Here is an 11,757-nt window from a genome sequence, read left to right as displayed (position 1 = left end):
TTAATCGATAATATTTTCCAAGCCGTACACAAGGTCCTTCCGACCAATCACTTCCCGTATCGCCATCATGATCCCTGGCATAAAGCTTTTCCTGTCGAAGGAATCATGACGGATCGTCAATAATTCCCCTTCTCCTCCAAGGAGGACTTGCTGATGGGCTAGCAGACCAGGCAACCGGACGCTATGGATTTTCATCCCTTCCACATCCCCACCGCGCGCGCCTTCTAAATGGACCTGCTCTTCTGGATGACCTTGGATATGCGGAGGCCTGTTCTCCTTTATCATCTCTGCTGTTTTGACAGCTGTCCCTGAAGGCGCATCCAATTTCCGGTCATGATGCATTTCAAGGATTTCGACATCCCCTAAGTAACGGGCTGCCTGTGCTGCAAATTTCATCATGAGCACCGCACCGATTGAAAAGTTCGGCGCAATAATTCCTCCGACATGTGTCGTTTCCACCATTTTGAAAATCGCTTCCAACTCCTGCTTGGTCAATCCGGAAGTCCCGACGACGGGATGGACGCCAAGCGATAATGCATCCTTTACGTTATTGAACACGGCATCCGGATCGGTCACATCCAATAGCACGGCTGGTTGATGCGCTGCACAAAGCTCGGCTAACGATGTAAAAATCGGGATTCCTTGTTTCTCCTCATTTATTGCACCATTATGTAAATGCAAACCACCAAATTTATAATCAAGTGCGGCTACCACTTCCGCATCTTTTGCCGCTTCTATCGCTTCTATCGCCGTAGATCCCATTCTTCCACGGGCACCAGCGATGGCTACTTTAATTTTCATCAAAAATCCTCCTTTTTTGTCCAACGGTCTGCGTCGCGCTCTTTGAATTTATTCAAGACACCCATTAATGCGTCTTCCAAACTGATTCCTTGTGAGTTCGCAAAACAGACGAGGACGAACAGCAAATCACCAGTTTCCTCTTCCAGCGATTTGATTTCTTCGCTATCCTTTTTCTTTTTCATGCCATACACATGCTGCACTTCGCGAGAAAGTTCACCGAGCTCTTCTGTGAGCCTGGCCAACATTTCCATCGGAGGGAAATAACCTTCTTCAAAGCCTGATATATATGCATGGACTTCTTCTTGCAAATTTTTCATTGTTTTAACTTGTTCCAATTTGCTTCCGTCTCCTTCATTTGTTATCGTATTCATTCATAGGACTGTTGTCAAAAATTCAGGAATGGTCGATAATGTTAATGCACCCAGGAAAGGTGGTCATCTTTTGCTTAGTGGAATAAAATTTAAAAATATCTTTTTCATCATGCTTGGCGCAGCCATTTTCAGTTTCGGCCTTGTACATTTCAATATTCAACATGAATTGGCGGAAGGCGGATTTACAGGTATTACGCTTATCCTATTATTTGCGTTCAACTGGGATCCTGCCATCATGAACCTTGTGCTGAACATTCCGATGTTCATCATCGGTTGGAAGCTGTTAGGAAGAAAAGTCTTCATTTATACGATTATCGGTACCGTTGCCGTTTCCGTCTTCTTGAAAATTTTCATGAAATACCAGGTCAACATTCACCTGGAAGGGGACATGTTCCTTGTCGCCCTGTTCGCAGGTGTATTCATCGGCATTGGGCTCGGCATCATTTTTCGGTATGGCGGAACAACTGGCGGTGTAGATATTATCGCACGTTTGGCGCATAAGTACATAGGCTGGAGCATGGGAAAGACAATGTTTATGTTTGACGCGTTCGTTATTTTACTGTCTTGGGCGGTTTACTTGGATCATCGGTCCATGATGTACACGCTTGTCGCACTGTTTGTTGGTGCTCGTGTCATCGACTTTGTACAGGAAGGTGCTTACGCCGCAAGAGGAGCGTTCATCATTTCGGAGGCCCAGGATGAGATTGCATCGACAATCTCGTTGGAAATGGATCGGGGCGTGACTGTTTTTAGGGGATACGGCCATTTTACAAAATCGGATCGTGAAATATTATATTGTGTTGTTGGTAAAAATGAAATGATGCGGTTGAAAAATATTGTTACGTCGATTGATCCGCATGCTTTCGTGTCGGTGACGGATGTGCATGATGTGTTGGGCGAGGGCTTTACACTTGATGACCAGAAACGGCCATTGGATCATTGACCATAGAAAAACCCGACCATTTGCGGTCGGGTTTTAGTTTTAGTCTCTGCTTTGGAAAATAAGAACAAGGCGGATCAATTCCATTACGGCAACTGCTGTAGCAGCGACGTATGTCATTGCGGCTGCACTCAACACTTTTTTCGCATGCGGCTCTTCTTCGTTCCGGATGATTCCAAGCTCGACAATTTGGTTCATTGCACGGCTGGATGCATTAAATTCAACTGGCAATGTTACAATTTGGAATAACACACCGACTGCCATTAAAGCTATCCCGATGCCAAGCATGTTGTTCATACTTGCTGAAAGGATACCGATAATGATGAAGATCCATGAAGCATTTGATGTAATATTGGCTACTGGTGCCAATCGATGGCGGAAACGCAAGAATGCGTACGCTTCAGCGTCTTGGATTGCGTGTCCAACTTCATGGGCTGCAATGGCTGTACCTGCAACTGAAGCTTCATGGAAGTTTTGTGATGACAATGCCACCGTTTTGGTCAACGGGTTATAATGATCACTCAAAAACCCTTTACTTTCAATGACTTTCACATCTTGAAGACCATTTCGGTCAAGGATGAGACGTGCTACTTGAGCACCTGTCATTCCCGATGTCGAACGGACTCGCACATATTTATTATACGTATTCTTCACTTTGAATTGGGCATACAATGGAAGCAACATAATAATACCCAGATAAACGATAAAAGACATTTATGTTTCCCCTCCCTTTCTCTCTATCCCTATTTTATATTGAGCCCGAATGAACCGCAACTTTTTGCTATCATACTATAACTTTTTCCCGTTTCTTCCTTTTCACCCATAAAGCATATGCCAAGGCGATACACGCAATGGATAGCCAGAATGTGAAGTAACCGATTTGTTGCATATGTTTCATCAAATCATGATAAATCGGCATTTGACCAAATACATAATCAATCACATCATTGTGTAATGTCCAAATTCCCGCGATAACGATATGTCTGAACCTGAATTTGTATAATGGACTGTAAAGGACTGCTTGTACCGCCATAGCGAAATGGGAGCCGATTAGCATCCAGCCGACACGATCTAAGTAGCCATTTTCAAGCATCGTGAGCAGATTCATGACAACCGCCCATAAACCATATTTGACAAGTGTGATGAGAGCAAGTGCTTCGATCAGCTTGAAATTCTTGCCGATCAGCCAACCGATGATAGCAAGTGTGAAAAATAAGCTTGCTGTCGGGCTATCAGGCACGAAAATCCAGAACTTTGGTTCCGTTATTTCCAATTGCCACATATACCAATCATATCCGTACACCGTCCCAATCAGGTTGACGAATAATAAAATCCAAAGGAATGATCGATGGGACAATAAAAACCATATTCGATTGACGATAGAAATCATGGCCATCTCTCCAAATACAAATATGTCATTCAAAAGTTATCCGAATCGTCTATGTATACTTTTTTATAAAAAAAAGAGTCAGTCACCTGACTCTTTTTCATGTTGTATTGTTATTTCGTGTTCAGGCCTTCGAGGAATTCCGCAAGTTTTTGCAGATCTTCATCGGAACCTTTCCACTGATCTGCAGGCATTGTGCCAATACCATTGTGCGCAATGTCTACAATTTCCTCAGCCGTATGTCCGCTATTGATCAATGTTGGTCCTAGACCACCTTGGAAAGCGTCACCATGACAGCCGATACAAGAGGATCCCGCATAAATCTGATATCCTTCAGACTCTGGATCGAATTCAACTTCTTCAACAATTTGACCTTGCGCTTTAGCTTTTTCCCAGTCATGGTTCACAACGGATTCCCATGTCAAATAGAAAAGAGCTGCAAACGCTAGGAGCATGAAAGCTGTCGGAAGAGGGCGTTTGAATGGACGACGCTCTTTCGATGTATCCATGAAAGGAACAAGCATTAGAGCTCCAATAGCCAATCCTGGCATGATGATCGCTCCGACGACGTTCCATGGACCGGATGCGAATTCATACTTAAGCAATTGGTACATGGATAGGAAATACCAGTCAGGAACCGGTATGTATGTTGTATCCGTAGGATCTGCTTGACGCTCAAGCGGAGACGGATGGGCAACTGTAACAATTAAATAGCCTATTAGGAAAACGGCACCAATCATCCACTCTTTCAAGAGGAAGTTTGGCCAGAATGCTTCTGTTTTACCAGGGTATTCCGAATAGTCTTTAGGGACATTCGGCATCTTGCCTGTTGCTTTGATGCGCGAGTCACCAACAAATTTCATACCTTTTCCGCGTTGCATTTTGTCCCCTCCTTAATCTACTTTCAGACAATCAACATCGTTTTGGATGTGGATCTTATAGCGGTCCGGAAATACCTTGTCTTCTGATCATGATAAAGTGTGCTGCAAGCAACCCAAGCAAAGCAGCTGGTAGGAAAAATACATGAATCGCAAAGAATCGTGTCAATGTTTGAGCTCCAAGGATTGTAGAGTCACCCGCAAGAAGGATCTTGATCTGTTCACCGATGAATGGCACCGATGCAGCAATCTCAATACCTACTTTTGTCGCGAATAACGCTTTCATATCCCAAGGCAATAGGTAACCAGTGAAACCAAGACCTAGCATCGTGACGAAAATCAATACGCCGACGACCCAGTTCAATTCACGAGGTTTTTTATACGAGCCTGTAAAGAATACACGCAATGTGTGAAGGAACATCATAACGATGACAAGCGATGCCCCCCAGTGGTGCATTCCACGCACAATCTCACCGAATGCCACTTCATTTTGAAGATAGTAGACGGATTTCCATGCATTTTCAATATCCGGGGTGTAATACATTGTAAGGAACATACCTGAAAGAATCTGGATGACCGTTACGAAAAACGTCAAACCTCCGAAACAATAAATGAATGCAGAAAAATGATGTGCAGGGTTTACGTGCTCAGGTACTTCATGGTCTGCGATATCCCGCCAAATCGGGGTGATATCCAACCGTTCGTCAACCCAATCATAAATTTTATTCAGCACTTCGGTCGTACCCCCTTACATATTAAACTAATGTGTTTGGAACCGTTTTTCCAAGATGTACATAGCCATCCACGACTTCGACCGTAAACTCATCAAGCGGTCCGAGTGGCGGAGTTCCCGGTATGTTTTTACCGTTTTTCTCATAACGTCCATTATGGCAAGGGCAGAAGAACTCATTCTTATGGTTTTCTCCGCCTTCCCAGCTCACCGTACAACCAAGGTGTTTACAGACAGGAGAAAGTGCGATGATCTTATCGCCTTCTTTATAGACCCAAGCGGTGTTCGATACATCGGATTTATACCATGCATCTTTACGATCTTTAATAGTAAAGTCAACACGCACAGGCGTTTCAGTTAGCTTGTCCGCTAATTGCGGAGTTGGAACGAACTCTCCTTCGCCTTTCGGTTGCAATACTGGATCGACTGCAAAGCGGACCATCGGCATCAATGTTGCTGAAATCATGAATCCGCCGACACCCATCAATGTATAGCTTAGGAATTGGCGTCTAGACACTTTGCTGCTCATCAGTTTCCCTCCTCTTACTCCAAAATCAGTCCAACGGACATACTTTTGCTAATTGTAATACTAGGACATATCTATGATATATCAATATTAATGTAAATTCAATCATGCGTTAATCTGTAAGTGCAGATTGTGAACAATTCATGAATTTTACACATGTCCCAGTCATAACCACTTGATAATCCAAGTGGAAGTGAGGGAATCGGTTTCCTGCGAATTGCTTATTCCTTCGCCCATTCCTCGGTGAATTTCGGCAGCACTTGACGCAACTGATCTTCGAGAATCGATTGCCGCAAAGAGACATCCATGTTTTCCAATGGAATGGAAGGCATCCATATGACTTGTCCAGGCAGCTCTATCGACGTCCAGGCATGATCCGTCGTCAAAAAGAAAACGTGTTTGAATGTTGTTGTTGAAAATTCCTGCAATGTCGTTTGCGCCATTGACTGTTGGTCCGTTTGCGGTGTATAGGCAAATGGAGGTGCAAACATCATCCTCCCTTTAAACTGCGTTTCAATGAGGGATGCGAGATGCATGACGAATTCTGTCGAAGAAGCGCTTGTCTTCATATTATCCATCTTCGTTTCAACTTTTACAAGCGGAACCACCAATGTGTCGATATATTCTTTCTGTTGCAAATATGTATCCATATCCTTGCCTGTCCAATTCATCTATAACCAGCCCCCTAAAAAATTCATGCAAATGACTCCGTCGGAAAGACGGAGTCATTAGTCTTTTGTGATTTTCATATCGTTCAGCATTGCCGAAAGGATGAGAAACCGCTCCCGATCATTGGCATCCAGTGCCTCATCGACCCTTTTCATAAGTAATTCCAGTGACATGGATGCCGCACTTTCCTCAAGCAGCTGTTCGGCAATCTTCCGATCCCTTGCACTTACCTGAAGTTCCGCAGGGAGGAATGGATTTTCCTCTCTCACACTTGCATATTGTGGACATGCATGGCTGTTCGGGAAATTCAGTTGGATATACATTTTTTCCTCCGGATGGAGTCGTAAGTCATGAAATGATTTTTCCGCATCGGCAGTCATCAGATTACCTTTGTAAAAACGGAAAGGGATACTTTCCGAATTTATTGTTGAAATCACCATCGCCCGCGGACAGTAATGTGCCTCATCCGTAAAGTGGACGTTTTGAAGAAGCTGCTCATGGCTAAGAAGATAATTCAGAATCCACACACATTCCCGGCGCTTTAATTTATAGCGCTTCAAAAACCACCGTACAAAGTCTTTTTTGGCAGCGACAGGAATCATGGCCGTCATATCACACCTCCTCGTCATTCAACGTTTCAAGAAAAGCGGTCCATTCCTCAGGTTGTTCTTGCATTACCAACGTCTTAACTACTTCGATAGCTTCATCCCGTTTTCCTTCATCCAAAAGGAATCTTGCGTATTTATCCAAAAAAGATGGATCATCCTTCATTCCAGCATATGCCTTACTGTAAGATACGTATGCATGCGCATATTGTTCATCTCTTTCCAAAGCATATGCCTTGAAAGCGGTTAAAAGCGGAATATCCAGCTGCCCTTCATTCAATTCGGTCAGTAACGCTAACAATTTCCCGTCTTCTTCCTGATGATTATAAAGAGAGGCAAGTGTGACGATTGCATCTATATATTCCGGATCCAGCGCAATCGCTTGCTGTAAATGCTCTTCCGCCTCGAAGGGCAATCCGAGCTTCAATGCTGATTTGCCCGCTGACAGGCGGAGCTCTTTGTCAAACTCATCCCGATTGATGCCTTGCTCGAAATATTCATATGCTTTTTCATCATCACCCAATTGGGAATGCGCTTGACCGGCGAGCATATAGGCAGAGAAATAATCGGGATCCATTCCAATCAACTCTTCAAGCAAATGGATCGATTTTTCCGGCTGATTGCTCTGGTAATAGGCAAATGCGGCACCGAATAGTGTATCGGGAAGATGCTCTTCTTTCAAAAGTTCATCATAATAAGGGAGCGCTTCCTCATATGCCGCACCGGCACTGTACGTTTCTGCCAGGCGTAACGGGATCATCGCACCTGCGATTTCCTTATGGCCTTCACTGTAAAGTTCGGAGTAAAGTTTCGCGGCTTCAAGATATCTCCCGGCATCCAGTAATAGTTCAGCGTAGGCGAAACGGATAACCGGCTCATGCGGGGCGCGTGCAAGCGCGTCTTTCACCTTTCCAATAGCAGCTTCGGCCATGCCGATCATCTGATAATAGTCGGCGATGGCTAAAAGCGCCTGGACATATTCCTCATCGTCGGGCGTGATTTCAGAAAGCAGGAGGAGCGCATCATCCTCATCGCCCAGCTCCATTAATGTATTTGCCCTGTCGATCTTCAATTGCGGCTCATCCGGCATGTAGGATATCAACGTTTCGTAAATATGGTCCGCTTGACCGATGTATCCGTAATCGACCAATAAAGCCGCTGCTTCATAGAGCAGATCGAATTCACCGGATTTTTCTGCACGGTCAATCAAGTCATTCACTAAGCCGATATCGCCATCGAGTACCGCTTTTTCAAAATCATGTAACTGCATCATATTTTCACCTGTTCCTTCATGTTGTATACATTAGGAAAATTATTCTTCGATGCCCGCCGTAACGAGTTGTGACAAATGGTCAAAAAAAGTAGGATAGGAAATGGCGATGCAGGAAGGGTCTTCAATGTGGATGGGGCCATCCGATACCAATGCGGCTACGGCAGCCATCATTCCTATCCTGTGGTCACCGTATGATTTCAGCTCTCCTCCTGATAAGGAGGTCGGCCCTTCGATAATCATCCCGTCTTCTGTCGCTTCTACTTTTGCACCCAGCTTCGTCAGCTCATCAGTTACGGCAGCAATCCGATCCGTTTCCTTGACTCGGAGTTCTGCTGCATCCTTAATGATTGTTTTTCCAGTCGCTTGGGTTGCCATTAATGCAATAATCGGCAATTCATCGATAAGCGTCGGAATAATTTCTCCGCTTATCTCTGTTCCTTCCAAACGAGCTTGCGTTACTTTAACTACTCCATAAGGTTCGCCTGTTTCACCATGTTTTTCAAGTATTTCAACTCCAGCTCCCATTTGTCGCAACACTTGAATGATTCCGGTTCTCGTCGGGTTAAGCCCGACATCTATAAATTCCACTTCACTTCCTTCGACCATTGCCGCAGCCGCCATGAAAAATGCTGCGGAGGAAATATCACCTGGAACTGTGACGCATGTGCCCTCTAATAACTGACCACCTTGGATCCTTACAGTATTCCCGTCCTGCTTGAGCTTTGCTCCAAACTGTTTGAGCATTCTCTCCGTATGATCCCTCGAAACAGTGTCTTCCCTAACAACCGTCTCGCCAACTGCGTTCAATCCCGCGAAAAGAATCGCAGATTTCACTTGTGCACTTGCGACAGGCATTTGATAGTCGATTCCTTCAAGCTTTGAGCCAACGATTGTAAGAGGAAGGAAGTCTCCCCCCTCTTCACCTGCAACAGAGGCTCCCATTGATTGTAAAGGCGTTGTCACCCTTTTCATCGGACGCTTTGATAATGAATCGTCGCCCGTCAATGTGGAAGTGATCGCTGAACCCGCCAAAATGCCGAGCATCAGTCTCGCCGTCGTTCCTGAGTTGCCCGCATACAAATTTTCTGTAGGGGATGTCCAGTTTTTCATTCCAGGGCTCTCAATCACGACATCTGTTCCATTTCGCTCTATGGATACGCCCAACCTCTTGAATATATCGATTGTCCTCAAGCAATCTTCCCCATCTAGGAACCCTTTTATTGCAGTACGGCCTTCTGCAATTGAGCCTAACATGATCGCACGGTGGGAAATCGATTTATCTCCCGGCACCTTCAGCGAACCTTTTAGTAACGGCTTATCGAACTTCACTGTTTTCATTCCAACCACGACGAGTCCCCCTTATTAGAGAATATGCATGCTGTAATCGGTTGTTTTCGCGAGAATCTCTCTTGCCGATTTACGATCTTCAGCTGTCTGGAAACTGATGACGAGAATCCCGTACACGTCTGTGCGGGTTTCAACAATTCGGATATTCGTGATGCTGATTTGTTGATCAGCAAGTATTTTCGTAATTTCGGATATGACACCAGGATGATCCGGGATGTCTATATGCAAATCGAAGGTCATATACAATGCACCCTGAACTGCCCCTTGGAAAGTGGAGGGCAATCGGTCACGGAATTCCTTTGCTTCTGAAAAGAAACCATATATCCGTTCGGGATCATTTTCAACAATCATCGCACGGATCGATTGCATTTCATGCAGCCAGCCATCCAATTGCCCAAGTAATTCTTCCCTGTTCTGAATCGTGATATCCCGCCACATTGTCGGATCCGCAGATGCAATACGGGTCAGGTCACGGAATCCGCCTGCTGCAAGATTTTTGACGAAAGGCTGCTCTTTTTCCTGATCCGCCAGCCTACCAACGAGTGAGGACGCGATAATATGTGGAAAGTGACTGACAATCGCTGTCATCCGATCATGTTCAGCGGCATCCAATAATACAATTTTACCTTTGGAAGGCGCCAACAGATTGGAAAGCTTATCAATTAGTTCATCGCTTGCACTTTCAGAGGGTGTCAAAACATAATATGCATTCTCAAATAGATGCCCTTTTGCAGCTGCTATGCCGCTCTTATGGGAACCAGCCATCGGATGCCCGCCAATGAACGTCAATCCTTTTTCATGAAGTCTTTCAGCAGCCTGCATGATCGGATTTTTCGTGCTGCCCGTATCCGACAGAATGACATTTTCTTTAAGTTTCCAGTCCAAGGCCTCTTCCATCAATGCGATTGTCGTATTCACAGGCGTCGCAAAAAAGATGTAATCCGCTTTTTCGCATGCCGCTTTTGCCGAAGGGGCAATCATGTCGATTATACCACGGCGATAAGCTTCATCAGCTGTTGCATATGAACGGTCAAAGCCCGTGATATGTATATTGCGGCCGCCTCGCTTTATTGCAAGCGCAAGTGAACCGCCAATAAGACCCAAACCTATAATTGCTACATTTTCATTCATTATTCTCGACCTTTTTCATGTAATAAAAGTTTAAACGCTTCAAGCAACCCGGTATTCTGTTCTTCAGATCCGATTGTAATTCTGACGTAACCCGGGGTTCCAAGGGCATTGCCGCTTCTGATGATATACCCGTGCCGCAAGAGGAACTCCGAAGCTTCATCTGCGTCTCCAGGTACTTCTATCAACACAAAGTTCGTTTCGGAATCAAATATATGGAGTCCTTTTTCAAAAGCGAATGACTTATAGCGTTCCCTTTGTATTTCATTCAACTTTCTGCACTTCTCGATGAATGCGTCGTCTTCCAAAGCCTTGCTTGCAACGGCAACGGCGAGTGTATTGTTATTGAACGGGTTTCGGACTTTATTCAGCTCGGTAATAATATCGGATGAACCTACCGCATACCCTATTCTGAAGGATGCAAGACCATACGCCTTTGAAAATGTCCGTAAAACCACGATGTTAGGAAACCGGCTTATAAGCGTAACGGAATCAACGTGATCCGGATCTGTCACGTATTCAAAATAGGCTTCATCCAGGACAACAAGGATGTTTTGAGGAACACGCTCCAAAAAGCTTTCCAGTTCATCGTTCGGAATGAGACTGCCCGTCGGATTGTTCGGATTGCACACCCAGATGACTGCGGTCCGATCATTGATCGCTCCGATAAAATTATCCAAGTCATGATGTCTATTTTTTAAAGGGATCTCCGTTATATCCGCCCCTTCGATTTTAGCATTATGGATGTATTGTGGAAAAGTGGGGGTAGGCATAATCGTATGAACTTTTTCATCAAGTAAGGCCCGAGTAATAATTGAGATGATTTCATCCGACCCATTTCCGAAGAGGATTGATGATTCGTCCACGCCATGCTTTTCAGCCAGTTTTGTCCGCAAGGTGGTGCCATGGCCATCCGGATAAATTTCAAACGGCATCGATGCACTGCTTAAAAACTCCGCAACGGATGATGCACAGCCGTATGGATTTTCATTTGAAGCTAATTTCACTACCTTTTCCAATTGATAAGCCTTTTTCACTTCTTCAGTAGATCTGCCTGGTTTATAAGGCTTCATGGTAGATAAAACGTTTTTCCATTGCATAT

The 11,757-nt window shown here is 44.7% G+C and carries 14 protein-coding genes; 1 reads left to right on the top strand and 13 read right to left on the bottom strand.

Annotated elements, in window-relative coordinates; genetic code table 11:
- Both dapB and ACFPTP_RS08550 read right to left on the bottom strand, forming a co-directional pair.
- On the bottom strand, nucleotides 1-801 hold the full coding sequence (dapB, locus tag ACFPTP_RS08555; protein ID WP_381443615.1) for a 4-hydroxy-tetrahydrodipicolinate reductase: 801 nt from the start codon (nucleotides 799-801) through the stop codon (nucleotides 1-3).
- Complete coding sequence (locus ACFPTP_RS08550) at nucleotides 801-1,172, bottom strand: nucleotide pyrophosphohydrolase (protein WP_381443614.1); 372 nt, start codon at nucleotides 1,170-1,172, stop codon at nucleotides 801-803. Before ACFPTP_RS08550 ends, dapB begins: the two co-directional genes overlap by 1 nt.
- Before the next feature lie 70 nt (nucleotides 1,173-1,242).
- Here ACFPTP_RS08550 and ACFPTP_RS08545 point away from each other — a divergent pair, with 70 nt between their 5' ends.
- On the top strand, nucleotides 1,243-2,115 hold the full coding sequence (locus tag ACFPTP_RS08545) for a YitT family protein (protein WP_381443613.1): 873 nt from the start codon (nucleotides 1,243-1,245) through the stop codon (nucleotides 2,113-2,115).
- A gap of 39 nt (nucleotides 2,116-2,154) precedes the next feature.
- Here the strand turns inward: ACFPTP_RS08545 and ACFPTP_RS08540 are convergent, their stop codons facing one another.
- The 11 genes from ACFPTP_RS08540 to hisC all read right to left on the bottom strand — a co-directional run bounded on the left by ACFPTP_RS08540 (nucleotide 2,155) and on the right by hisC (nucleotide 11,755).
- Nucleotides 2,155-2,826, bottom strand: coding sequence for a zinc metallopeptidase (locus ACFPTP_RS08540; protein ID WP_381443612.1), 672 nt, complete (start codon nucleotides 2,824-2,826; stop codon nucleotides 2,155-2,157).
- A gap of 70 nt (nucleotides 2,827-2,896) precedes the next feature.
- Entirely contained in the window at nucleotides 2,897-3,502 is a 606-nt protein-coding gene (lhaT, locus tag ACFPTP_RS08535) for a lipoprotein heptaprenylglyceryl N-acetyltransferase LhaT (protein WP_381443611.1), read from the bottom strand.
- A gap of 110 nt (nucleotides 3,503-3,612) precedes the next feature.
- Nucleotides 3,613-4,380 carry a menaquinol-cytochrome c reductase cytochrome b/c subunit gene (locus ACFPTP_RS08530; RefSeq protein WP_381443610.1) on the bottom strand — a complete coding sequence of 256 codons (768 nt, stop codon included), beginning with the start codon at nucleotides 4,378-4,380 and terminating at the stop codon, nucleotides 3,613-3,615.
- Nucleotides 4,381-4,435: 55 nt separating this feature from the next.
- Nucleotides 4,436-5,110: a menaquinol-cytochrome c reductase cytochrome b subunit gene (gene qcrB, locus ACFPTP_RS08525; RefSeq protein ID WP_147059784.1), complete on the bottom strand. Its 675-nt coding sequence runs from the start codon at nucleotides 5,108-5,110 to the stop codon at nucleotides 4,436-4,438.
- A gap of 22 nt (nucleotides 5,111-5,132) precedes the next feature.
- Complete coding sequence (locus tag ACFPTP_RS08520) at nucleotides 5,133-5,639, bottom strand: ubiquinol-cytochrome c reductase iron-sulfur subunit (protein WP_381444226.1); 507 nt, start codon at nucleotides 5,637-5,639, stop codon at nucleotides 5,133-5,135.
- Nucleotides 5,640-5,854: 215 nt separating this feature from the next.
- Nucleotides 5,855-6,304, bottom strand: a complete 450-nt coding sequence (locus ACFPTP_RS08515) for a DUF2487 family protein (protein ID WP_381443608.1) — start codon at nucleotides 6,302-6,304, stop codon at nucleotides 5,855-5,857.
- 57 nt (nucleotides 6,305-6,361) lie between these two features.
- Nucleotides 6,362-6,913: a ReoY family proteolytic degradation factor gene (locus ACFPTP_RS08510; protein ID WP_381443606.1), complete on the bottom strand. Its 552-nt coding sequence runs from the start codon at nucleotides 6,911-6,913 to the stop codon at nucleotides 6,362-6,364.
- 1 nt (nucleotide 6,914) lies between these two features.
- Nucleotides 6,915-8,177: a tetratricopeptide repeat protein gene (locus tag ACFPTP_RS08505; protein ID WP_381443605.1), complete on the bottom strand. Its 1,263-nt coding sequence runs from the start codon at nucleotides 8,175-8,177 to the stop codon at nucleotides 6,915-6,917.
- 42 nt (nucleotides 8,178-8,219) lie between these two features.
- Complete coding sequence (gene aroA, locus ACFPTP_RS08500; RefSeq protein WP_381444223.1) at nucleotides 8,220-9,518, bottom strand: 3-phosphoshikimate 1-carboxyvinyltransferase; 1,299 nt, start codon at nucleotides 9,516-9,518, stop codon at nucleotides 8,220-8,222.
- Between the two features lie 24 nt (nucleotides 9,519-9,542).
- Complete coding sequence (locus ACFPTP_RS08495) at nucleotides 9,543-10,658, bottom strand: prephenate dehydrogenase (RefSeq protein ID WP_381443604.1); 1,116 nt, start codon at nucleotides 10,656-10,658, stop codon at nucleotides 9,543-9,545.
- Nucleotides 10,658-11,755: a histidinol-phosphate transaminase gene (hisC, locus tag ACFPTP_RS08490; RefSeq protein ID WP_381443603.1), complete on the bottom strand. Its 1,098-nt coding sequence runs from the start codon at nucleotides 11,753-11,755 to the stop codon at nucleotides 10,658-10,660. The genes ACFPTP_RS08495 and hisC overlap by 1 nt, the downstream gene beginning before the upstream one ends.
- Between the last annotated feature and the right edge of the window lie 2 nt (nucleotides 11,756-11,757).

The sequence above is a fragment of the Sporosarcina koreensis genome (genome assembly GCF_042655825.1).
GTDB classification, from domain to species: Bacteria; Bacillota; Bacilli; order Bacillales_A; family Planococcaceae; genus Sporosarcina; species Sporosarcina koreensis.
Note: the sequence above shows the minus strand (reverse complement) of the source record. Positions and strands in the feature narration are given on the sequence as shown.